Annotated in this window: 19 protein-coding genes and 1 pseudogene; 14 read left to right on the top strand and 6 right to left on the bottom strand. The window is 63.3% G+C overall.

From position 1 onward, the window contains the following. The first annotated feature begins 166 nt into the window (after window positions 1-166). The 6 genes from KMZ29_RS17670 (at window position 167) to KMZ29_RS17645 (ending at window position 7,140) form a co-directional block, all read left to right on the top strand. Window positions 167-2,083 carry an ABCB family ABC transporter ATP-binding protein/permease gene (locus tag KMZ29_RS17670; protein ID WP_249779724.1) on the top strand — a complete coding sequence of 639 codons (1,917 nt, stop codon included), beginning with the start codon at window positions 167-169 and terminating at the stop codon, window positions 2,081-2,083. A 57-nt stretch (window positions 2,084-2,140) separates the two neighbouring features. Then, window positions 2,141-2,839 carry a phosphatidylserine decarboxylase gene (locus tag KMZ29_RS17665; RefSeq protein WP_215615759.1) on the top strand — a complete coding sequence of 233 codons (699 nt, stop codon included), beginning with the start codon at window positions 2,141-2,143 and terminating at the stop codon, window positions 2,837-2,839. A 106-nt stretch (window positions 2,840-2,945) separates the two neighbouring features. Next, window positions 2,946-3,800: a CDP-diacylglycerol--serine O-phosphatidyltransferase gene (pssA, locus tag KMZ29_RS17660; RefSeq protein WP_249779723.1), complete on the top strand. Its 855-nt coding sequence runs from the start codon at window positions 2,946-2,948 to the stop codon at window positions 3,798-3,800. A 203-nt stretch (window positions 3,801-4,003) separates the two neighbouring features. Further along, the gene (locus KMZ29_RS17655; RefSeq protein WP_215620421.1) at window positions 4,004-4,717 is read left to right on the top strand and encodes an RraA family protein; all 714 of its coding nucleotides are present in this window, start codon (window positions 4,004-4,006) and stop codon (window positions 4,715-4,717) included. Between the two features lie 34 nt (window positions 4,718-4,751). Then, window positions 4,752-5,423 carry a helix-turn-helix transcriptional regulator gene (locus KMZ29_RS17650; RefSeq protein WP_215620420.1) on the top strand — a complete coding sequence of 224 codons (672 nt, stop codon included), beginning with the start codon at window positions 4,752-4,754 and terminating at the stop codon, window positions 5,421-5,423. 139 nt (window positions 5,424-5,562) lie between these two features. Next, window positions 5,563-7,140: a gamma-glutamyltransferase family protein gene (locus tag KMZ29_RS17645; RefSeq protein ID WP_215620419.1), complete on the top strand. Its 1,578-nt coding sequence runs from the start codon at window positions 5,563-5,565 to the stop codon at window positions 7,138-7,140. Window position 7,141: 1 nt separating this feature from the next. On the opposite strand, the gene KMZ29_RS17640 is transcribed toward KMZ29_RS17645, so the two are convergent. The 5 genes from KMZ29_RS17640 to KMZ29_RS17620 all read right to left on the bottom strand — a co-directional run bounded on the left by KMZ29_RS17640 (window position 7,142) and on the right by KMZ29_RS17620 (window position 12,552). After that, window positions 7,142-8,494 (bottom strand): aspartate aminotransferase family protein, encoded by a 1,353-nt coding sequence (locus KMZ29_RS17640; RefSeq protein WP_215620418.1) that lies wholly within the window; start codon window positions 8,492-8,494, stop codon window positions 7,142-7,144. A gap of 18 nt (window positions 8,495-8,512) precedes the next feature. Then, window positions 8,513-9,178 carry an HAD-IA family hydrolase gene (locus KMZ29_RS17635; RefSeq protein WP_249779722.1) on the bottom strand — a complete coding sequence of 222 codons (666 nt, stop codon included), beginning with the start codon at window positions 9,176-9,178 and terminating at the stop codon, window positions 8,513-8,515. Beyond that, window positions 9,175-10,437, bottom strand: coding sequence for a Tm-1-like ATP-binding domain-containing protein (locus KMZ29_RS17630; RefSeq protein WP_215620417.1), 1,263 nt, complete (start codon window positions 10,435-10,437; stop codon window positions 9,175-9,177). Before KMZ29_RS17630 ends, KMZ29_RS17635 begins: the two co-directional genes overlap by 4 nt. Window positions 10,438-10,576: 139 nt before the next feature. After that, complete coding sequence (locus KMZ29_RS17625; protein ID WP_215620416.1) at window positions 10,577-11,941, bottom strand: DegQ family serine endoprotease; 1,365 nt, start codon at window positions 11,939-11,941, stop codon at window positions 10,577-10,579. Window positions 11,942-12,015: 74 nt separating this feature from the next. Further along, window positions 12,016-12,552 carry an Hsp20/alpha crystallin family protein gene (locus KMZ29_RS17620; RefSeq protein ID WP_215620415.1) on the bottom strand — a complete coding sequence of 179 codons (537 nt, stop codon included), beginning with the start codon at window positions 12,550-12,552 and terminating at the stop codon, window positions 12,016-12,018. 302 nt (window positions 12,553-12,854) lie between these two features. On the opposite strand from KMZ29_RS17620, the pseudogene KMZ29_RS17615 reads away from it, so the two are divergent. The 8 genes and pseudogenes from KMZ29_RS17615 to KMZ29_RS17580 all read left to right on the top strand — a co-directional run. Then, window positions 12,855-13,331: pseudogene (locus KMZ29_RS17615) on the top strand (SDR family NAD(P)-dependent oxidoreductase); the annotation flags it as partial. Between the two features lie 209 nt (window positions 13,332-13,540). Further along, the gene (locus KMZ29_RS17610; RefSeq protein ID WP_215602449.1) at window positions 13,541-14,314 is read left to right on the top strand and encodes a motility protein A; all 774 of its coding nucleotides are present in this window, start codon (window positions 13,541-13,543) and stop codon (window positions 14,312-14,314) included. Window positions 14,315-14,344: 30 nt separating this feature from the next. Next, on the top strand, window positions 14,345-15,175 hold the full coding sequence (locus KMZ29_RS17605) for an OmpA/MotB family protein (protein ID WP_215620414.1): 831 nt from the start codon (window positions 14,345-14,347) through the stop codon (window positions 15,173-15,175). A 157-nt stretch (window positions 15,176-15,332) separates the two neighbouring features. Next, on the top strand, window positions 15,333-17,231 hold the full coding sequence (locus KMZ29_RS17600) for a potassium transporter Kup (protein WP_215620413.1): 1,899 nt from the start codon (window positions 15,333-15,335) through the stop codon (window positions 17,229-17,231). A gap of 122 nt (window positions 17,232-17,353) precedes the next feature. Continuing rightward, complete coding sequence (locus KMZ29_RS17595; RefSeq protein ID WP_215620412.1) at window positions 17,354-19,282, top strand: potassium transporter Kup; 1,929 nt, start codon at window positions 17,354-17,356, stop codon at window positions 19,280-19,282. Window positions 19,283-19,473: 191 nt separating this feature from the next. Continuing rightward, a complete protein-coding gene (locus KMZ29_RS17590) occupies window positions 19,474-19,800 on the top strand; it encodes a rhodanese-like domain-containing protein (RefSeq protein ID WP_215602445.1) in 327 nt (108 codons plus the stop codon). An 8-nt stretch (window positions 19,801-19,808) separates the two neighbouring features. Beyond that, window positions 19,809-20,972, top strand: a complete 1,164-nt coding sequence (locus KMZ29_RS17585) for an aminotransferase (RefSeq protein WP_215620411.1) — start codon at window positions 19,809-19,811, stop codon at window positions 20,970-20,972. A 13-nt stretch (window positions 20,973-20,985) separates the two neighbouring features. Then, on the top strand, window positions 20,986-22,089 hold the full coding sequence (locus KMZ29_RS17580; RefSeq protein WP_215620410.1) for a polyamine ABC transporter substrate-binding protein: 1,104 nt from the start codon (window positions 20,986-20,988) through the stop codon (window positions 22,087-22,089). A gap of 102 nt (window positions 22,090-22,191) precedes the next feature. On the opposite strand, the gene KMZ29_RS17575 is transcribed toward KMZ29_RS17580, so the two are convergent. Then, complete coding sequence (locus KMZ29_RS17575) at window positions 22,192-23,124, bottom strand: lipid A biosynthesis lauroyl acyltransferase (RefSeq protein WP_215620409.1); 933 nt, start codon at window positions 23,122-23,124, stop codon at window positions 22,192-22,194. Between the last annotated feature and the right edge of the window lie 21 nt (window positions 23,125-23,145).

The raw sequence follows: 23,145 nt of genomic DNA, 5'->3' as shown, positions 1-23,145 counted from the left end.
GAATTGCCTCCCTTGAGGGTGCAAGCGGTGTTCAAACGCTCTATATGACGGGCAGAATGAAGACTAACCAGAAAACCCGCGCGACGCCTATTCGGCGCGCCGCCTTGCGCCAGGCTCTCGATTGATGGCTCACGGTCACTCGAACGGGGGCGCCGGCGAAGAAGCGATGCCCCCCGGCAAATCCGTCGAACAGGCGACCCTGATCGGGACGCTGGCGCATCTGTGGCCGTATATCTGGCCGGGCGACCGCGCCGATCTCAAGATGCGCGTGGTCTGGTCGATGGTGCTGCTGCTGGCTGCGAAGCTGGCGACGCTGTCGGTGCCGTTCACCTTCAAATGGGCGATCGACGCGCTGACGGGGGCCGATACCGCCCCGGTGCAGTCCTCGAACTGGACGCTGTGGTTGATCGCCTCGCCCCTGATCATGACCGCCAGCTATGGCGCCATGCGCGTGCTGATGGCGGTGCTGACGCAATGGCGCGACGGCATCTTCGCCCGTGTCGCGATGCATGCGGTGCGCAAGCTCGCCTATCTCACCTTCGTCCACATGCACGAGCTGTCGCTGCGCTTCCATCTGGAGCGCAAGACTGGCGGGCTGACGCGGGTGCTGGAGCGCGGCCGCTCCGGCATCGAGGTCATCGTTCGGATGGTGATCCTGCAGCTGGTCCCGACCATCGTCGAGGTTTCGCTGCTGATGGCCGTGCTGCTGTGGCAGTTCGACTGGCGCTACGTGCTGGTCACGCTGATCATGGTCGTGATCTACATGTATTATACCTACATCGCGACCGAATGGCGGATCGAGATTCGCCGCAAGATGAACGATTCCGATACCGAGGCGAACACCAAGGCGATCGACTCGCTGTTGAACTACGAGACGGTGAAGTATTTCAGCGCCGAGCAGCGCGAGGCCGAGCGTTACGACCATTCGATGGAGCGCTACGAGCGCAACAGCGTGAAGACCTATACCTCGCTGGCAGTACTCAATACCGGGCAGGCGGTCGTCTTCACCGTGGGCCTGACCGCGACCATGCTGATGTGCGCGATCGGCGTGCGCAACGGCACCAATACGGTCGGCGATTTCGTCATGGTCAATGCCATGATGATCCAGCTTTACCAGCCGCTGAATTTCATGGGCATGGTGTATCGCGAGATCAAGCAGGCGGTGATCGACATCGAGAAGATGTTCAGCGTGCTGTCGCGCCATCCGGAGATCAAGGATCTTCCCGGCGCCATGCCGCTGGTCGTGACCTCGGGCAATGTGCGGTTCGACGATGTGCAATTCGCCTACGACCCCGAGCGTCCGATCCTCAAGGGTCTCAGCTTCGAGGTGCCGGCCGGCAAGACGGTCGCGATCGTCGGTCCCTCCGGCGCCGGCAAGTCGACCATCTCGCGGCTGTTGTTCCGTCTCTATGACGTCTCCAGCGGCAGGATCCTGATCGACGGCCAGGATATCCGGCAGGTCACGCAGGCCTCATTGCGGGCCTCGATCGGCATGGTGCCGCAGGACACCGTGCTGTTCAACGACACCATCCGCTACAACATCCGCTACGGCCGCTGGGACGCCACCGACGCCGAAGTGGAGGAGGCCGCGCGGCTCGCCCAGATCGATCCCTTCATCCGGATGTCGCCGAAGGGCTACGAGACCCAGGTCGGCGAACGCGGCCTGAAGCTGTCGGGCGGCGAAAAGCAGCGCGTCGCGATCGCGCGCACCGTGCTCAAGGCGCCGCCGATCCTGGTGCTCGACGAGGCGACCTCGGCGCTCGACAGTCACACCGAGCATGAAATCCAGGAAGCGCTGGAGCGGGTGTCGCGCAACCGCACCTCGCTGGTGATCGCGCATCGGCTGTCCACCATCGTCGGCGCCGACGAAATCATCGTGCTGGATCAGGGCAAGATCGCCGAGCGCGGGACCCACGCCGTGCTTTTGGCATCGGGCGGACTTTATGCCAGTATGTGGAACAGGCAGCGCGAAGCCCAGGAGGCGCGGGAGCGACTGGCGCGGATTGCCGACGACAACGAAGCGCCGAACCGGGCGCCGCCGCCGGTCGATGATGTGCTGGTTACCCCGGCTGCGGCGGAATAACCGAAAACCAATCTCTCTCCCGCAACGGGAGAGGGGACAAATGACAGTGAAGCCCTGATGTCCATCGCCAATTCCATCCGCGCGCAAATTCCGCCGATCCACCCGGAAGGCTATCCGTTCATCGGCGGCTTTGCGCTGGTCAGCCTGATCCTGTTCTGGATCTGGACACCGCTGGGCTGGATCGGAACCGTGCTGACGGTGTGGTGCGCGCTGTTCTTCCGCGATCCGGTGCGGGTGACGCCGGTGCGCGAGGGCATCGTGGTTTCGCCGGCCGACGGTCGGGTCTCGCTGATTTCGATGGTGCTGCCGCCGGCCGAACTCGGTCTCGGCGACCGGCCGCTGCTGCGGATTTCGGTCTTCATGAGCGTGTTCAACTGCCACGTGAACCGCAGCCCGGTGACCGGGCGGATCGACCGCATCGCGTATCGGCCGGGCGCCTTCATCAATGCCGAACTCGACAAGGCGAGCGAAGATAATGAGCGCAATTCGCTTGTGATCTCGACGCCGAACGGCCGCATCGGCGTGGTCCAGATCGCGGGGCTGGTGGCGCGGCGTATTGTCTCATTCGTCCGCGAAGGGCAGTCGATCGGTGCCGGCGAGCGGTTCGGGTTGATCCGCTTCGGCTCCCGGCTCGACGTCTACCTGCCCGAAGGCGGCAAGGCGCTGGTTTCCGTAGGCCAGACCGCGGTGGCCGGGGAGACCGTTTTGGCCGATTTCAGGCAAGGCGACGGCGGCCGGACCTACCGGGCCGATTAACCATTCGAGCCGGCGGTCGCCCTGGCCGGATGCCGCAATGGCGGAACGGCCCTCCGCTTGCTATATGTGTACTATGTTGACGCCTGTAGATCCCAAAAGTCCTGAAATGCGCCGCCGGCGGTTTCGCCCGATCCCGGTGCGGATGCTGGTGCCCAACGTCATCACGCTGCTGGCGATCTGCGCCGGGCTGACCGCGATCCGGCTGTCCACGGAAGGGCGGATGGAACTGGCGGTCGCCGCGATCGTGTTTGCCGCCGTGCTCGACGGCATCGACGGCCGTGTCGCGCGCATGATCAAGGGCCAGTCGAAGTTCGGGGCCGAACTCGACAGTCTCGCCGACTTCGTCAATTTCGGCGTGGCGCCGGGGCTGATCTTGTATTTCTGGACGCTGCACGATCTGCACAATGTCGGCTGGATCGCCGCCATGGTGTTCGCGATCTCGGGCGGCCTGCGGCTGGCGCGCTTCAACGCCACCATGGACGATCCGAACAAGCCGGCTTTTGCCGCGAATTTCTTCACCGGCGTTCCGGCTCCCGCCGGCGCGATCCTGGTGCTGCTTCCGATCTATCTCGCCTTCCTCGGCATGCCGTCGCCGCCGGTGATGCTGACCGCGTTCTATACGCTCTTGATCGCATTCCTGATGGTGTCGCGGCTGCCGGTTTTCTCGGGCAAGACGGTGCGCTTGCGGGTGCCGCCGGAGATGGTGCTGCCGGTGTTCGTCTCGGTGATCTTCTTCGTGGCGCTCTTGATCGGCTATCCCTGGCACATTCTGTCGGCGGGGTCGGCGCTTTATCTCTTGAGCCTGCCGTTGGGCTGGAAGTCGTATCGCGATCACAAGCGCAATGCGGCCGCGCAGGCCGCAGCGCCGGCGGAGGCAACTCCGTCAAGTCCGGCGGCGCCGCCGTTCGTTGCGCCCGTCGCCGAGCCGGACCAGGGCATTCGGCCGGCCCGGCTGAACTGAGCGGCCCGCGCTGCCAGCGGCCGCGCAACCTCACCCCTCCTTGTTTGACGCGTTTTCTTCACGCGAACCGGTACCCACTTCGCTCGAAAACGCTTTGGATGTCTGCCATGAGCGGCCGCCGAGTTGGGTTCGATCCCAATCTCGGCTATAGGCAGATCAATGGGTGGCCCCAATGCCATCCTGCAAATCTGGAGAGACACGCCGTGACGAAATCCGCTCCGCTGCCCGCATCCGTCCTCGAAGCGTTGGCGCGCTATGACACCCCTACCATCTGTAATGCGATGGAGATCGTCGCCCCCGAACGCCGCCTGATCGGCTACACCACCAAGCCGCTGGTCTGTCCGTTCCCCGATCTGCCGCCGATGGTCGGTTATGCGCGCACGGTGACGATCCGCTCGGTGCTGAAGTCGGGCCTGCCGGCCGACGAGCAGGCGAAACGGCGCATCGACTATTACGAATATGTCGGCACCGGCCATGGTCCGCGCATCACCGTGATCCAGGACATTGACGGCGCCGACGTCGGCTACGGTGCGTTCTGGGGCGAGGTGCAAAGCAACGTGCACAAGGCGCTCGGCTGCCTCGGCGTCATCACCGACGGATCGATCCGCGACATCCCGCAATGGGCACCGGGCTTCCAGGCGCTGGCAGGCTCGATCGGCCCGTCGCACGCCTGGGTTCACGCCGAAAGTTTTGGCGGCGAAGTCCGCGTCGCCGGCATGACGGTGCGCTCCGACGACCTGATCCACGCCGACCAGCACGGCGCGATCGTGATCCCGATCGACATCGCCGCGAAAATCCCCGATGCCGCCGAACTCTGCGGACGGCGCGAGACGCCGATCCTGGAGATCGCCCGCAGCAAGGATTTTACGCTGGAAAAACTGAAGGCGGCGCTGAAGCGGGCGGCGGAGATCCACTGACGGGGAAGAAAGAAGCAATTTGGGAGGGTAGGCCATGTTCGCGCTGATGGGCCGTGCAGATCCAGCGGCCAGCCAGGCCATTCGGTTCGCCAGGGGCATTCTCGATGCCTCGGCGACGGCATTCTATGAAGTCGACGAAGGCCTCAACCTTAATCGCTTCCTGCTCAGTGGAATTCCGGTCGATTTTCATCGTCAGTATGTCGAGCGGATGAATCAATTCGATCCGCTGCATCCGAAGCGCGCCGCCAGCAAGCCGTTTGCCTTGCTGAGTGTCGCGACGGAGCGATGCCCCACCGCTGAATCTGCGGCCTACCGCTCATTCGCCGGTCAATGCGGCATCGTCGATATGGTCGAATTCTTCTTCCGGCGAGATGACAGGATCGTCGCAGGGATGAGCGTTGCCTGGGGGGCGGGCTGCAGGATTCCGGACGGGGCCATGAATATCGCCGGAAAGATCCATGACTATCTCGAGTTCAATCTGGTCGGCCGCGCCGCTTCGCCGGCCGAAGAACCAGCCCGGTATGGCCTGACCTCCCGCGAACTGGACGTGGTCGAGCTGCTATGCTGTGGGCGGACCAACCGCGAAATCAGCGAGTGCCTGCAAATCGGCTTGGCGACCGTCAAGACCCACCTGATCCACATCTTCGAAAAGCTCGGTGTGGAAACGCGTTCCGCCGCCGTTGCGCTGATGTCGCGACCGCACTGAGTCTGCCACGACCCGACCCGGAAGCCGCCGCGCGAGTCCGTCTGTCGCCGGCCGGAGAGCCGTCCAGGCCATCCACCTTTCGGTTGATTGTCTCGGCATTTGCGCCGGATCACGGTGGCCATAAACACAAGGAAACTTCATGCGCAATTTCATGGCTATCGGCCGATCGGTAGCCGTCGCGGAACGCGGAATGGCGGCCACGTCGCATCCGCAGGCGACGCTCGCCGCAGTCGAGATTCTGAAGGCGGGCGGCAATGCCGTCGATGCCGCGATTGCCGCGGTTGCCGTCCAGGGCGTGGTCGAACCGCAGATGACCGGGATCGGCGGCGATTGCTTTGCGCTGTATTCGCCGAAGGCGGGCGCTCCGATCGCATTGAACGGCTCGGGCCGCACGCCGGCAAAAACCGATGCCGGCAAATATGCCGACGCCGCCGAGCGGGATATTCCTCCGACGTCTCCGGAAGCGGTGACGGTGCCCGGCGCCATTGATGCCTGGTGCAGGCTGATCGCCGATCACGGCAGTAAGCCGCTCGACGAGATTTTCCGCCCCGCGATTACGGCTGCCGAGCAGGGTTTCTGCATCACGCCGCGCGTCGCCGCCGACTGGGAACATTTCCGCTCGCGCATCGAAAGCAATGCAGACGCGGTGACCCAGTATCTTCCCGGCGGCCGGCTACCCGTCGTGGGCGATATCAGGTCGCAACCGGCGCTCGGACGCACGCTCCGCCAGATCGCGCGCGACGGACGCAAGGCATTCTACGGCGGCGCCGTTGCGGATGAAATCATCGGCATCCTGCGCGGAATGGGCGGTGCCCATAGCGCCGAGGATTTTGCCGCGCACGAATCGGACTACGCGAATCCGATCTCCGCAAGCTATCGTGACTACGAGATCGCGGAGTGCCCGCCGAACGGGCAGGGACTGGCGGCGCTGATGATCATGCGGACGCTGGCGGGCTTCGATGTGAAGAATTTCTCTGAGGCGGACCGGATTCATCTGCTCGCCGAGGCCACCAAGGCGGCCTACCGGGCCCGCGACGCGTTCTTCTGCGATCCTGCGGTCAATCCTGTCGATGCTGCCTGGTTCCTGTCGGACGGCTACATCGACGCGATCCGGGCCAGGATCGACATGAAGCGCGCTTCCGCCGCCGAGGCGTGGGACGATATCGAACACCGCGACACGGTCTATGTGACCGTGGTCGACCGCGACCTCAACGCGATCTCGCTGATCAACTCGCTGTTCTACCCGTTCGGCAGCGGCATCTATGCGCCGAAGTCCGGCGTGCTCCTGCACAACAGGGGCTGGAGCTTCCGCGCCAGGTCAGGACATCCGAACTCGCTCGGACCGCGCAAGCGGCCGATGCACACTATCATTCCCGGCATGATGATGCAGAACGGCCGGGCCGTGATGCCGTTCGGCGTCATGGGAGGGCACTATCAGGCTGCGGGACATGCGAACCTGATCTCCAACGTCCTCGACCTCGGCCTCGACATCCAGTCGGCAGCCGAAGCGCCGCGCACTTTCGCCTTCGACGGCGTCCTGTCGCTGGAGACGACGATCTTCCCTGGCATCAAGGACGATCTGGCCGCGCGTGGGCATGACGTTCGGTGGTCCGGGGAGCCGATCGGCGGATGCCAGGCGATCCGCATCGATCATGAACGAGGCATCCTGCTCGGCGCCTCCGATCACCGCAAGGATGGGCTGGCGCTCGGCTTTTGAATCACTTCACCGCCGAAAGCCCGGCGTCGATTCCAGCGGCGATCCTTGCGACGTCGGCCGGTTCGAGAATCAGCGGCGGCGACAGAATGATGTTGTTGCCGGAAACCCGGATCATCACGCCGGCGTCATAGGTGCGGTCCGCGATCGCGGCCGTCGTCTTCTTGTCCGCGGCCTTCTTGCCGTCGCGATCGGAAACCAGTTCGATCGCGGCCATCAATCCCTGGCACCTGACATCGCCGACGATCTCATGCTTCGACTTGAGTTGCTCAAGCGCCCTTGCGAGTTCCTTGCCGCGCGCGGCGGCGTTCTCGTCGAGCTTGAGCCGCCTGGTCTCGGCTAACGCCGCAATGCCGGCGGCGCATCCGACGGGGTGGCCCGAATAGGTGTAGCCGTGACCGATCGATCCGAACGTCGATTGATCGCTCTCGAATGCCTCGGCGATCCTGTCGTTGATCAGCGTAGCGCCGAGCGGGAAATATCCTGACGTGATCGCCTTGGCGATGGTCATCATGTCCGGCTGCACGCCCCAGAGCCTCGCGCCTGACCACGCGCCGGTGCGGCCGAATCCCGTGACCACCTCGTCGGAGATCATCAGGATGCCATGGCGGTCACAGATCTCGCGTGCGAGCTTCATGAAATTGACGGGAGGCACGATCACGCCGCCTGCGCCGAGCACCGGCTCCATGATGAACGCCGCGATCGTATCCGCGTTCTGGAACGCGATCTCGTCCTCCATCGCCGCCGCGCACAGTTGCGCCAGCCGCGCGGGATCGCTCTCGTTGAATGGATTGCGGTAGGTCGAAGGTGCAGGGATATGAAAGACGCCGGGCAGCAGCGGCTCGTAGTTGCGGCGGAAGTTGGCGTTGCCGTTGACCGAGGCGCCTCCGAAGTGGGTGCCGTGATACCCCTTCTTGAGCGCCAGGAATTTGGTGCGGTCGCCTTGTCCCTTGATCTTCCAGTATTGCCGCGCCAGCCGGAGCGCGGATTCGACAGAGTCCGATCCGCCCGAGGTGAAGAACACCCGTGTCATGCCTTCCGGCCTGAACCATTCGGTGAGCTCGTGCGCGAGTTCGATGGATGGGCCGGTCGAAGTTCCGCGAAATCCGGAATAATAGGGCAGGGCGTCGAGCTGGTCGGCGATCGCCTTCTTGATGGGATCGCAACTGTAGCCGAGATTGACGTTCCATAGCCCCCCGACCGCGTCGAGAACCATGTTGCCGTGGATGTCCGTGACGTGGACGCCTTCGCCCTTCATGATGATTTTCGGCGGTTGCGCGCGCATTTCGGCCGGATGCGCCATCGGGTGCCAGATCGGCTTGGCATTGTTCTCGAGCAGGAAGTTGATGTCGCGCATGTGGTGCCGCCTTCCGGTTCAGACGAATTCAAGATCAAGGTGACGCAGGGCCCTGATGTAGGATTCCCGGGGCTCCCGGACATCGAAATGGACGGTCTGGAAGCCGCAGGCTTGCGCGCCCGCGATATTGCGCTCCTGATCGTCCACGAACACGCAGCGTCCAGCATCGATCGAAAGCTGCTCGAGCACCAGCCGGTAAGCGCGAGGGTCCGGTTTCAGGATTCCGGTATGGGTCGCATCGACGATGGCCTGGAAGCGGTCGAGCAGCGGCAGTTTTGTGCGAAAGCCGGCGCCGTAGAACAGATCGAGTTCGTTCGACAGGATGGCGAGCTTGACTCCGGCGTCACCGGCAATCCGGATCGCGCGTTCAGCCTCCGGCCGGATCACGGACCCGGGGTCGGCGCCACGCGCGCGTCTCGCGAAGGTTTCCATGTCGCGCCAGTCTTCGCCGACCAGCCGTCCGACCTCGCGGCTGCGGATCAGCCAGTAGTCGCGCTCTGAAATCTCTCCATGCTGCATCGATGACCACAACGGATCGGTCTCCGGTGCGAACGGGCCGAGCCAGTTCAGGGTGAACGGGGCCAGACCAAGCGCCATTTCCGTCAAGTGGTGGGTTTCGAACAGCGTCTTCGAAATGACGCCGCCGAAATCCAGCACCAGCGCCCTGGCGGTCGGCGCCTTCACGAAGCGACCGCCGTCTTGCCGGCGGGCACGATGCCCGCTTCGACCCAGCGGTCGAAGATAGCCAACACCGCCTCTGCGAATGCGGGGCTGTTGATATGTCCGTGAATTTCATGAAGCTCGACAGGCTTCGCGATGGCCGCGCGCATTTCGTCGACGAAGGCGGACAGGCCTTCGGGATCGTGCAGGGCTTCGCCTTCGCGATCCCATTGCTGGATGCCGCCGGCCGGCAGCACGTACGCCACGGGCGCCTGCGCCGTTGCGAGCTTGCCGGCGATGGCCCGCGCGATTTTTCGCCGATCGTCCGGCCGAGACGTTGCCGAGGCGAGCAGCCGGTTGTGCGCGTGGAACGGACGGTCGACGAGGTCCCTCGGTATCGGCTGCCAGGCGGGAAAGTCGACCATGTCGACGGCGCCGGGGGCCACGATCTGCGGAATTCCCGCCTTTCCGGCGTTCTCCAGCCGGTCCGCGCCGGAACTCACGACCGAGCCCGCCAGGTGATTGGCGACCTCCTGCAGGCTGAGATCGAGGATCGCGGCAAAGCCGCCCTGGGCGGCGATCGACTCCATGGCGCGGCCGCCCATTCCCGTGGTGTGGAACACGACGACCTCGTAGCCCCGCCTTTCCAATTCCGGCTTGAGCTCGACCATGTAGCTGAGACAGCTCTTGCCGAGCGACGTCATGGCGACGACCGGCCGGTCGTTCCTGGGCTTGATGGCGCTCTTTGCCGCGCCCACCACCGCGCCGCAGGCCTGGGAAAGCACTGCCGTGCAGGTGCTGTTGAGGCCGTAGAGGCCACCCGCCCACAGGATCATCATCAAGTCCGCGGCGATACGCTCCGGCGGTATCAGATGCGAGAAGGCGATCGTCGACACCACGAATTTGGGAACGCCGATCGGAAGCGCGCGTGCGACGTCGAGGGCAAGGTCGGTTCCCATGGTGCCGCCAATCGCGATCATACCGTCGATCTCGTCGGCGTCGCAAAGCGCGCGCGTCAGGCGGGTTGCGCCGAGCGCCATCAGCGACATCGCCGAATTTTCGTCGCCGCTTGCCATGATTATGTCGATCGTGGCTTGTGCCGCCCGCGCGACGGCGTGTTTGTCATGATGGGGTTGGTAGGGCGGATCGCCCAGCACGCTGACATCCATCAGGACCGGCTCGCCGCCGGCCTTCCGGATGCAGTTGCTCATGAAAAGAATTTCGTCGGCCTTGGTGTCGCCGGTTCCGATCAGCAGAATTCGGGGATGTGGAGCTTTCGTCATGACCGGCCAATGTGTATCTGGAAGCAGCCTATGGCCCTTATCTTGCCGGGCACATCAACCTATCGGTTGATTGTGGCCGAGCCAGCGAACGCGCCCGGGTTGGGCGAGGCTCGGCAAAGGCCGCACGACGGAGGCAAAGTCACTGCACGACGAGGAAAAGCGCTTGGCCGTCGCGGATCAGAGCGAGCAATAATCGCTTTGGGCTGGCCTTGGCTTGCTCTGCGAATTCATCGGGTCCGGCTACCGCTTTCTGGTTCACCGATGTGATAATGTCACCCTTGCGCAAACCGGCACGCGCCGCCTTGCGGCCGGCCTGAACGGAAATGACTTCGACGCCCCTGATTGAGGTGTCCACCGTGACTGGGCCGAACGTTGCGCCGTCAAGCAGCGGATTGACCTGGCCACCCTGGAACAGCTTCTGTACCGGCGTCGCCACGGTTGCGCGGATGACCATCGATTTTCCGCCGCGCGTCACGGCCAGCTCGGCCGTATCGCCGACCCGCAACAGCCCGATCTTGTTGCGCAGAGCGGATGCGCTACGCACCGGGGTGTTGTCGACCGAGGTGATTACATCGCCGGACTTGAGGCCGGCACGCTCCGCTGCCGACCCGGCTTCGACATTGGCAACCACCGCGCCCGATTGATGCGAAGGCAGTCCCATCGCGTCGGAGAGTTCGGCGGTCAAATCCTGAACAGCGATGCCAAGCCGGCCGCGCCGCACTTCGCCGTACCTGACCAATTGATCCATGACCTCGCGGATCATATTGGCCGGGATGGCGAAGCCGATGCCGACATTGCCTCCGCTTGGGCCGACGATGGCGGTGTTGATGCCCACGAGTTCGCCGCGCAGGCTGACCAGTGCACCACCCGAGTTGCCTGGGTTGATGGGCGCGTCGGTCTGGATGAAATCTTCGTAGCCCTTGATACCGAGACCGGTGCGGCGCAGCGCGCTTACGATCCCCTGCGTGACTGTCTGGCCAATTCCGAACGGATTGCCGATGGCGACGACATAATCTCCGACCTCGAGCTTGTCCGAATCCCCCAGCGGTATCGCAACCAGATCCGCGGCGGGCACCTTGATGATCGCGACATCGGTGTCGGGATCGGCGCCGACGCGCTTGGCCTGAAAATGCCGGCCGTCGGTGAGCGTGACCGAAATTTCGTCGGCATGCTCGACGACATGATTATTCGTGACTATGAGGCCTTCGCGCGCGTCGATGATGACGCCCGATCCGGCAGCTCTGATTTCCCGCTCCGCGGGGGTCTCGGGAACATTGAAGAATTTTCGAAAGAACGGATCGTTGAGAAGCGGGTTCTGCTCCTGGGCAATGCGTCCCTTGACGGCGATGTTGACGACGCTGGGGGTAACTTTCTTCACCAAAGGAGCGAGGGTCGGAATGGCCGCGCCCTGGTTGCCGGGGAGGGGGACGGCCTGCTGCGCCTGCGACGAACTCGCCGCTGTCAATGCGAGCATCAAGGCGCATGCCACGGTCGGAAACCGCATGGTGCTGTTCCAAGCTGGAAAGTTCGCTTCCGGGCTGGCTGATGCCAAAGGCCCGGAAGCGTCGGACGCCGGCCTCAGCCTGCCTTGACCTCGATCTTCTTCGCGGGCTTCTGCGCCTCGGGCTTCTTCGGCAGCGTTACCGTCAGCACACCCTTCTTGAAGTTTGCCTCGATCTTGCTGGTGTCAACGCCCTCCGGAACGGTGAAGTAGCGCTCGAACGAGCCGAAGCGGCGTTCCTGGAGATGATAGCCCTTTCGCTTCTCTTCCTTCTCTTCCTGTTTCTCGCCCTTGATCGTCAGCCCGCCGTTGTCGAGCTTCACCTCGATATTCTTCTCGTCCATTCCTGGCAGCTCGGCGGTGACTTCGTAGGCGTTGTCTTTCTCGACGATATCGACGGCGGGAGTAGTCGCCAATTTCAATTCACCTCGCCAGTACGGCGCGATGTCGAAAACCGAGCGGCTGAACGGAGACCGCCACAAGTCCCGGTCGAAATTCTCGAAAAGTCGATCGACCTCGCGGCGCAGGCTGTCGAACGGGCGCCATGTCTGCATCGCAGCTTCGGTTTTCTTGCCCTCGGTCTTCACGGGTAATTTTGTTACAGCTTCGGCCATGGGGAAAATCCTCCTGTTACTAGGATTGCCCGCAGTCGGGCAGGCATCGAGCTAGGTTGATCCCGAGCAAAATCAAGTTGCGCAATTTACCACCAGCGCAGTGAAGCTCATTGATGTGGATCAAGAGTTGAACGCCGGGCAGACGGGGATTTCTCGGGAACAGCGATACGTGGTTCCGCTCTCGTCCGGCAGAGGTCATCGACCAGAAGCAGCGCGAGACCCGCGGGATCTCGTCAAGCAGCAAGAGACCGTGGCTGGGCCGCCTGTAAATTTGAAATCCGGCGGCCCCTCATCGCGCAATTCTCGCGGGCTTCCTGCTGGCGCATCTGCTGCTGCCGGCTCTGAAAGCAGCTGCGCCGTCGCGCATCGTCAATGTCGCTTCCCTCGGCCAGCACCCGATCGATTTCGACGACGTCATGAACACCAAGGGCTACAGCGGCAGTCGCGCCTATGCGCAAAGCAAGCTGTCGCAAATCATGTTCACGATCGATCTTGCCGAACAACTCAAGGATAGCGGCGTCAACGTCAATGCGCTGCACCCGGCGACCTACATGAATACCACGATGGTGCGTGCCGGAGGCATCACGCCGATCTCGACGGTGGAGCAGGGCGGCGAGGCGATCCTGCATCTGGTCTCGGGCGACGATGTCGCCGGCAAGACCGGCCTGTTCTTCAACGGCATGAGCGAGATGAAGGCCAATCCGCAGGCCTATGACGAGGCCGCCCGCCGGCGGCTGCGCGCGCTCAGCCTCGAATTGACGGGTTTGGCCGCAGCCTGACGCGGTATGGTTAGCAGAAGGTTGAGATCGCGCGCCGGCTCCGGCCCCGCGCATCAACACCACGGCGGTTCGGCCGAGCAATTTCCCGCGCCGGCTTAACCTTTACGCGTCTTTAATTGCGGCGACGTAGGGTTCCTGTAGCGCGGCTCAGGATGAGCTGCGCCACCGTCCAGGACGGCCGGTAGTTCGCGTGCGCGTTGGAGTTTCCCATGGATATTATGACGAGCGTTGGGCTCGTATTCGGCATCATTGTCATTTCAGCGATGGTGCTCATGGGAGGCGATCTTCACATGTTCATTTCCGAACATGCGATGATTATTATTTTCGGCGGATCGATCGCCGCCACCATGATCCGGTTTCCGCTCAGCGCCATCCTGCACGGCCTGCCGCTCGGCGCCAAATTCGCCTTCACCATGAGCCGCCTGTCGGCGCGGGACCTCGTCGACGAACTGGCCCGGATCGCGGAAATCGCGCGCAAGCAGGGTCCCGTCGGACTCGAAAAGGTCGATACCAACGAGCCGTTCCTCGCCAAGGGAATTCGCTACGTCGCCGACGGCTACGATCTCGAATTCATCCGCGACAATCTCGAGCGCGACCGCGACAACTTCCTGATGCATCTCGACGAAGGCGGCAAGATCTACCGCGCCATCGGCGACTGCGCACCGGCGTTCGGCATGATCGGAACCCTGATCGGCATGGTGCAGATGTTCGCCAACATGACCGATCCTTCGAAGCTCGGTCCGTTCATGGCGACCGCCTTGCTGGCGACGCTGTACGGCGCGCTGGTCGCGAACCTGTTCTGCCTGCCGATCGCCGACAAGCTGCATGGCAAGTTGCTCGACGAGGAGACCAATCGCACGCTGATTATCGACGGCATCCTGATGATCCGCGATTCCAAGAGCCCGACGCTGGTGCGCGAGATGTTGCTGGCCTACCTGCCGGAGAAACACCGCCATGAGGAAGGCGAGCCGGTCCCGGCGTAAACGCCAGATTCCGGTTCCGGAAACCAAGCAATGGCCAAGAAGAAACGAGGCGACGCGCATGGCGGAGGACACGGCTGGTTCGTGACCTTTGCCGACCTCATGGGCCTGATGATGAGCTTCTTCGTGATGCTCGTCGCCTTCTCCACCATGGACAACAACAAGCTGAAGATCGTCGCCGGCTCGATGCGCGATGCCTTCGGCGTGCAGACCGAGGCCCGCTATTCCGGAATTATCGAATCCGACAACCTGCCGGCGCGGCCGAAGCTCAAGAACGCGCCGCTCGTTCCCCCGGACGAGGCATCCAATAGCCCGACCCTGGACGAACAGGAACGCAGCCGGATAGCCGGCGCCAGGCTGAAGACCGACCGCGAATTCGCGCTGGCCTCGGCGTCGCTGCGGCAGGCGTTGCAGGACATGCCGGAACTGACCGAAATCTCGAAACACATCATGTTCGAGGAGACCAATGCGGGCCTCAATCTGGAAATCGTCGACCAGGATGGCCGCTCGATGTTCGCCGATGGTTCCAAGGTGCCCTACGACCGCACCCGCCGGCTGATCCAGAAACTGGCAGGCCCGCTGAAGGCGACGCCGCTTCGCATCTCCATCATCGGCCACACTGCGGCAGGCTTCCTGCCGTCTCGCAGCGACTATGGGGCTTTCGACCTTTCGGCTGACCGCGCCAACGTTGTGCGCCAGATCCTGGAGCGGGAAGGCCTGCAGCCCGCCCACATCTTCGCCGTTTCGGGAAAAGCCGACAGCCAGCCGCTGTTTCCGGACGACCCGACGCTGTCGGCCAACCGCCGCGTCACCATCACGCTGATGCGCGAGGATCCGCCGCTGCCTCCGGGCTTGAAGCCGTAGTTGCGGCCACTACCTCAATACCGCATACTTCTGTGACGTTGTCGCCTTGTGGGCACCGCGGGGCCGGCGGTGCTAGGGTGGATCGGTTGACAAGCTTTCCAGGAAAGCGTCGATAGCCGGCCCGGATCAATCAACCGACAGAGCGTCCTCAGTCATCATGGCTCTCAGCGTTCCATCGACCGAAGCCCATGAGGCGCCGGCCACCACTGGCTTCTGGGCGCTGACGCTGGGCAGCATCGGCGTGGTGTTCGGCGACATCGGCACCTCGCCGCTGTATGCGTTTCGCGAGGCTGTCGGCGCTGCGGCGCACGGCCAGCCGGTCAGCCGCGTCATCGTGCTCGGCGTATTGTCGCTGATCCTGTGGTCGCTGTTCATCGTCGTCACGGCAAAATACGTGCTGCTGCTGCTGCGTGCCGACAATAACGGCGAGGGTGGCACACTTTCGCTGATGGCGCTCGGCCAGCGCGCGCTCGGTCGCCGCAGCTGGCCATTGCTCGCGCTTGGCGTCGTCGGCGCATCGATGTTCATCGGCGACTCCATGATCACGCCGGCGATCTCGGTGTTGTCCGCGGTCGAAGGTCTCAAGCTCGCAGCACCGGCGCTCGAACATTACGTGGTGCCGCTGACGGTCTTCATTCTCGTGGTGCTGTTCTCGGTCCAGAGCAGCGGTACCGCCCGCGTCGCTACCGCCTTCGGACCGGTCATGATGGTCTGGTTCGCCACCCTGGCGGTGTTGGGACTGGTGCATATCAGCGACGACCCGTCGGTGCTGGCGGCGATCAATCCCTGGTATGCCGTCGAATTCATGCTCTCCCACGGAACCATCGGGCTGGTGACGCTGGGCGCGGTGTTTCTCGCGGTGACCGGCGGCGAGGCGCTCTATGCGGATCTCGGTCACTTCGGACGCAAGCCGATCCAGGCCGGATGGTTCTACTTCGTGTTGCCGGCGCTCTTGATCAACTATTTCGGCCAGGGCGCATTGGTGCTTGCCCATCCCGTCGCGATCGAAAACTCCTTCTACCGGATGGTTCCGGAGATGCTGTTGATACCGATGGTGGTGCTGGCGACCGCAGCCACCGTCATTGCGAGCCAGGCGGTGATCACCGGTGCCTATTCGCTGGTTCGCCAGGCGGTGCAACTCGGTCTGTTGCCGCGCTTCGAGGTCCGCTACACTTCGGAGACACATGCCGGGCAGATCTATTTGCCGCGCGTGAACCGGCTGCTCCTGATCGGCGTGTTGCTGCTGGTGCTGCTGTTCCGCACCTCGAGCAACCTGGCTTCGGCCTATGGCATCGCCGTCTCCACGACCATGGTCGTCGACGGGATCATGGGTTTCGTCGTGATCTGGAAATTGTGGAACTGGCGTGCGGCCACGGCCGCGGCGCTGATTGTGCCGTTCGTCGTCGTCGACTCGACGTTCTTCGCCGCCAACCTCCTGAAACTGCTCGAAGGCGCCTGGGTGCCGCTATTGTTCGGTTTTGCCATGGCGGTGATGATCTGGACCTGGCGCCGAGGCGCGGCGATCCTGGTCCTGAAGACCCGGCGCATCGAGGTGCCGCTGGATGACCTGATCAAGAGCCTGGAAAAGCGTCCGCCCCACATCGTCAAGGGCACCGCGGTGTTCCTCACCAGCGACCCCAGTTTCGTGCCGACGGCGCTGCTGCACAATCTCAAGCACAACAAGGTCCTGCACGAGCACAATGTGATCCTGACCATCGAGACCGCGCAGACGCCGCGCGTCGACGTCGCCGAACGCGTCCGGATGGAAAAGATCAGCGATAAGTTCTCCACCGTCCGGCTGCGCTTCGGTTTCATGGAGTCGCCGAACGTACCGAAGGCACTGGTAATCGCCCGCAAGCTCGGCTGGCAGTTCGATATCATGTCGACGTCGTTTTTCGTGTCGCGGCGCTCGCTGAAGCCGTCTCCGCAGTCGGGGATGCCGCAGTGGCAGGATCACCTGTTCATCGCGTTGAGCCGGTCGGCGAACGACGCCACCGACTATTTCCAGATCCCGACCGGGCGCGTGGTCGAAGTTGGAACCCAGGTGATCATCTAGCCGTCCATGCATATTTTGCATGGTGCGGCCCCAAAATCAGGGTAGGCTATGCTCCAAACGCAGGGCTATAAGCCGCCAGGCTTTGCTATTTGTGCAGTGAAGCATTTGAGGCCTCCACTCCCATGACCAGTGACGTTGCAGCTCCCGCCGCGGAAACGCCGGCGGCCAATGGGCATGGCGAAGCCCATTCCACCGCCGGCTTCGGCGCGCTGATGCTCGGCAGCATCGGGGTGGTCTACGGCGATATCGGCACCAGCCCGCTCTACGCCTTGCGCGAAGCGGTCGTCGCCGCCGGCGGCCCGGCTGCGACATCAGCCAATCCGGACGCGGTGCTCGGCATCCTCTCGCTGATCCTGTGGGCGCTGATCGTCGTGGTGACGCTGAAATATGTGCTGATCCTGTTGCGCGCCGACAACAACGGCGAGGGTGGAACGCTGGCGCTGATGGCGCTGGCGCAGCGCGCGGTAGGCTACGGCGCCGGCGCCATCGTGCTGCTCGGGATCATCAGCGGCGCGCTGTTTTACGGCGACGCGGTGCTCACGCCGGCACTCTCGGTGCTTTCGGCGATCGAAGGCATCAAGCTGGTGACCGCGACCTTCGAACACTATGTGGTGCCGCTGACCGCGATCATTCTCGTGGCGCTGTTTGCGGTTCAGTCGCGCGGCACCGCGCGGGTCGCGGCCTTGTTCGGACCGATCATGTGCATCTGGTTCGCCGTCCTCGCGATCGCGGCCGTGCCGCAGATCATGCAGCACCCCGAAGTGCTGCTGGCGTTCAATCCGCTGCTTGCCGCCTCCTTCATGATCCATCACGGCATGATCGGATTCATCACGCTCGGCGCGGTGTTTCTCGCCGTCACCGGCGCCGAGGCGCTCTATGCCGATCTCGGCCATTTCGGCAAGAAGCCGATCCAGACCGCCTGGCTCGTCATCGTGCTGCCGTCGCTGGCGCTGAACTATCTGGGGCAGGGCGCGCTGCTGATTGCCGATCCGAAGGCGATCGAGAACCCGTTCTTCCTGATGTTTCCGGACTGGGCGCTGATCCCGATGGTCGGTCTCGCTACCGCGGCGACCGTGATTGCGAGCCAGGCGGTGATTACCGGCGCCTATTCGCTGACGCGTCAGGCCATTCAGCTCGGCCTGCTGCCGCGGTTTGAAATCCGCCATACCTCTGAAGCCCATTCCGGCCAGATCTATATCCCGCGCATCAACATGCTGCTGCTCGTCAGCGTGATGCTGCTGGTATTGCTGTTCCGCTCGTCGAGCGCGCTGGCGTCCGCCTACGGCATCTCCGTTACCGGCACCATGGTGGTCACGGCGATGATGGGCTTCGTCGTGATCTGGAAGGTCTGGAAATGGTCGCCGTTGGCGGCCGCGGCGTTGATCGCTCCGTTCCTGTTCCTCGACCTCACCTTTCTGGCGGCGAACCTGTTGAAAGTATTCGAGGGCGGTTGGGTGCCGCTGGCGCTCGGCGCCGTGGTAATGATCCTGATGTACACTTGGCGGCGAGGCAGCCGGCTGTTGTTCGAGAAATCGCGCAAGCTGGAGTTCCCGCTGGACGAACTGGTGGCGATGCTTGAGAAGAAGCCGCCGCAGCGGGTTCCCGGCACCGCGGTGTTCCTGACCAGCGATCCCCAGAGCGCGCCGACCGCGTTGATGCACAGTCTCAAGCACTACAAGGTGCTGCACGAAAAGAACGTCATTCTCACCATCGAGACCGCGCCGACGCCGCGGATCGACCCGGCCGAGCGGGTCAGGCTGGAGCAGATCAGCGAAACCTTCTCCAAGGTCACGCTGCGGTTCGGATTCATGGAATCGCCCAACGTGCCGAAAGCGCTGGCGATCGCGCGCAAACTGGGCTGGCAGTTCGACATCATGTCGACGTCATTCTTCCTGTCGCGGCGCGCGCTGAAGCCGGCCGCGCGTTCCGGGATGCCGCGCTGGCAGGATCACCTCTTCATCGCGCTGAGCCGTACCGCCAATGACGCCACCGACTATTTCCAGATTCCGAGCGGCCGGGTGGTCGAGGTTGGAACCCAGGTGACCGTCTAGGGCCTCGCTCAGGCCCCCTCAAATGGCCCTGCGGCGCTTGATTTTCGCCGCGCCAGAGGCGACTTTGGCGCGGAAGGGCGACCGATCGATCTTCGCCGAATTCGCTGGTAATAGCGCGTATTCTGCAGAAGTGGGGGACCGGTTTTGCGAACAGGATACGTGCGACGTCAGGCATTGTTGGGAGGTTTTGAGTGGCGAACCAGGTTCACGATTTGCTGCCGGATGAGGTGTCGAAGGGGATGGCGGAGGGACGCTATCTTCTCGTCGATGTCCGCGAGCCGAACGAGGTCGCCGTGGAAGCCTATCCCGGTGGCATAGTCGTTCCGCTTTCGACCTTCGATCCGAAGAATATTCCGGATCCGCAGGGCAAAGAGGTGGTTTTTGCCTGCCGCTCCGGCAAGCGCTCGGTAACGGCCTCGCTGGCGGCGCAGGCTGCGGGCCTCCCATACAACCAGCATCTTGCGGGAGGGATGCTGGGCTGGAAGGCCGCGGGACTGCCGACCAAGAGCGGCGGCTGACCGCTGCCATGGCGTCCATGAACAAGGTTTTCGCGGATCTTCCCGTCACGATCTTCGAGGCGATGTCGCAAGCCGCCCGCGACAACAACGCGATCAATCTCGGCCAGGGTTTTCCCGACGATCCGGGACCTGAGGACATCCGGCGCGCCGCGGCCGACGCAGTCATGGACGGCTACAACCAGTACCCGTCGATGATGGGTATTCCGGAACTGCGGCAGGCGATCGCGGCCCATTACGGGCGCTGGCACGGGCTCAACCTCGATCCGATGACGGAGGTGATGGTGACCTCGGGCGGCACCGAGGCGCTGACATCGGCGATCTTGGCCGTGGTCGAGCCCGGCGACGAGGTGGTGGTGTTCCAGCCGGTATACGATTCCTACCTGCCGATCATTCGCCAGGCCGGCGGCATACCGCGGCTGGTGCGTCTCGAGCCGCCGCATTGGCGGCTGACCGAGGAGGCGCTGCAAGGCGTCTTCAACCACAAGACCAAGGCCGTGCTGTTCAACAATCCGCTCAATCCCGCCGCGGTGGTCTATCCCCGCGAGGATCTCGAATTGCTGGCGCGGTACTGCCAGCAGTTCGACACGGTCGCGATCTGCGACGAGGTCTGGGAGCATGTGATCTTCGATGGCCGCGAGCATATCCCGCTGATTGCCATTCCGGGAATGCGCGACCGCACCATCAAGGTGGGCTCCGCCGGGAAGATCTTTTCGCTGACGGGCTGGAAGATCGGCTTCGTCTGCGCGGCCCCGCCGCTGCTGCGGGTGGCTGCGAAGGTGCACCAGTTTCTCACCTTCACCACCGCGCCCAATCTGCAGGTCGCGGTCGCCTACGGGCTCGGCAAGCCGGCGGATTATTTTTTCGACATGCGCAAGGAACTGGCGCGCAGCCGCGACCGTCTCACCAAGGGATTGGAGAGCATCGGCTTTCCGGTCCTGAAGTCGCAGGGCACCTACTTCCTCACGGTCGACTTGTCGCCGCTCGGGCTCAACGAGACCGACGAGGCGTTCTGCAAGCGCATCGTCACCGACTACAAGGTCGCCGCCATACCGGTGTCGGCGTTCTATGAAGAGAACGCCGTGACCTCGGTCGTGCGGTTTTGTTTCGCCAAGAAGGATGCAACTCTCGACACCGCGCTCGAACGCCTGTCGGACGCGGTGCACCGCCGCTAAGAGGTCGACAGCGATGCGCAGCCGCTCCCACATCCAACTCGGTGTCGCGACGGCTGCGGCGCTGGCGCTGTGTTCGCCGGCAACGGCGCAGCAGCGCACGGTCAATTTCTACAATTGGTCGAACTACATGGCGCCGGGGGTGCTTGAGGATTTCACCAGGGAGACCGGCATCAAGGTGGTCTACGACACCTTCGACGCCAACGAGACCCTGGAGACGCGGCTGCTCGCCGGAAAGTCCGGTTACGACGTCGTGGTTCCCACCGGCTATTTCCTGCAGCGCCAGATCACCGCGAAGGTTTTCCTCAAGCTCGACAAGTCGAAGCTGCCGAACCTCGCCAATGCCTGGCCGGTGGTGACCAAACGGCTCGCCAGCTACGATCCCGACAATAGCTACGGCGCCAATTACATGTGGGGCACCACCGGCATCGGTTACAACGTCAAGATGGCGCAGAAGATTCTCGGGCCCGACGCCAGGATCGACAGCTGGGACATCGTCTTCAAGCCGGAGATTCTGGCGAAGTTCAAAGACTGCGGCATTCACATGCTGGATTCCGCCGACGACATTCTCCCTGCAGCCCTGAGCTATCTCGGGCTCGACCCCAATTCGACCAGGCAGGCGGATCTCGAAAAAGCCGCCGATCTCGTCAGCAAGATCAGGCCCTCGGTCCGCAAATTTCATTCCTCCGAATATCTCAGCGCCATGGCCACCGGCGAGATTTGCTTCGTGGTCGGCTGGTCGGGCGACATCATGCAGGCGCGCAGCCGGGCGGCGGAGTCGCAGAACGGCATCGAGATCGGCTATGCCATCCCGAAAGAGGGCGCGCAGATGTTCTTCGACAATCTTGCGATTCCCGCCGATGCGAAGAATGTCGCGGAGGCCTATCAGCTGATCGACTATCTCTACCGGCCTGAAGTGGCTGCGAAGAATTCAGATTTTCTGTCCTATGCCAACGGCAATCTGGCGAGCCAGAAGCTGATCGACCCGAAAATTCTCAATGACAGGAACATCTATCCGGACGAGGCGACGATCGGCAAATTGTTCGTGATCACCGCGCGCGATCCGGCGACGCAGCGCGTGATCAACCGGCTGTGGACCCGGGTGAAGACAGGGAGGTAGTTCTCGCATCTGTCATTCCGGGATGGTGCGCAGCACCAGACCCGGAATCTCGAGATTCCGGGTTCGATGCTTCGCATCGCCCCGGAATGACTCGGAATAATGCTATCGCCAGCGGCGATGCAGCCACAGCCACTGGTCCGGATATTCGCGAATCCAGCCCTCGACCACCGAGGTGATCGCCTGCATCGTTCCCTGGATATCGATCTGCCCCGAGGCATCGCGCACCGGCTTCACCTCCTCGGACAGTTCGGCGCGGAAGCGGTTGTTGGGCAGGCGGATGATGCGCGTGCCGTGGATCGGGCAATCGACCTGCCGCAACAGCCGCGCCAGCATCGGATTGGCCCTGGTCTTGCGCCCGAAGAAGGTGACCTCGACGCCGTTGGTCAGGTACTGGTCGACCAGCATGGCGACGTGCTGGCCCTTTTGCAGGGCTTCGGCGAGCTTCAACGGCGCGTCGCGGCCGGCCGCGATCAGGGTGCCCATTTTCACCGCACGGATTTGTTCGATGGCGCGGTCGGCGGACTCGCTGTTCGGCCGCCGGAACAGGATTGCGGCATCCAGCCCGTGCGCAACCGCGGCCAGTGCCGGCAGTTCCCAGTTTCCGAGATGGCTGGCGAAAATCAGCGCCGGCTTGCCGTCGTCCTTGAGCTGGGCAAACAATTCATGGGTGCGGGGCGGGATTTCGACGCGGCTTTTCTCGGGATGATCGGGGTCGTAATCCCAGATGTGGTCGAGATGGGCGAACTCGGCGCCGATGCGGCCGAGATTGTCCCACACGCCCGCCAGGATCGTCTCGATCTCCTCGGGGGATTTTTCGGGGAAGGCGGCCTTGAGATTTTCCCGTCCGATCCTGTCTTCACGGAGCCGCGGGCCGATAAATCGCGTGATGCGGCCGAACAGGTTGGCGGTCTTGGTCGGGTCGAAATAGCGGGTGGTGCGCAGCATCGCGATCGTCAGCGCACCCACCGCCGCTTCGGCAAGCGGCTTGGTGGCGTCGCGAATACGGGCCCTGGTGCGAAGCAGGAGAGGGTGCATCACCGACCAACGACGATTTGA

This window comes from Bradyrhizobium sediminis (assembly GCF_018736085.1).
Classification (GTDB): domain Bacteria; phylum Pseudomonadota; class Alphaproteobacteria; order Rhizobiales; family Xanthobacteraceae; genus Bradyrhizobium; species Bradyrhizobium sediminis.
Note: the sequence above shows the minus strand (reverse complement) of the source record. Positions and strands in the feature narration are given on the sequence as shown.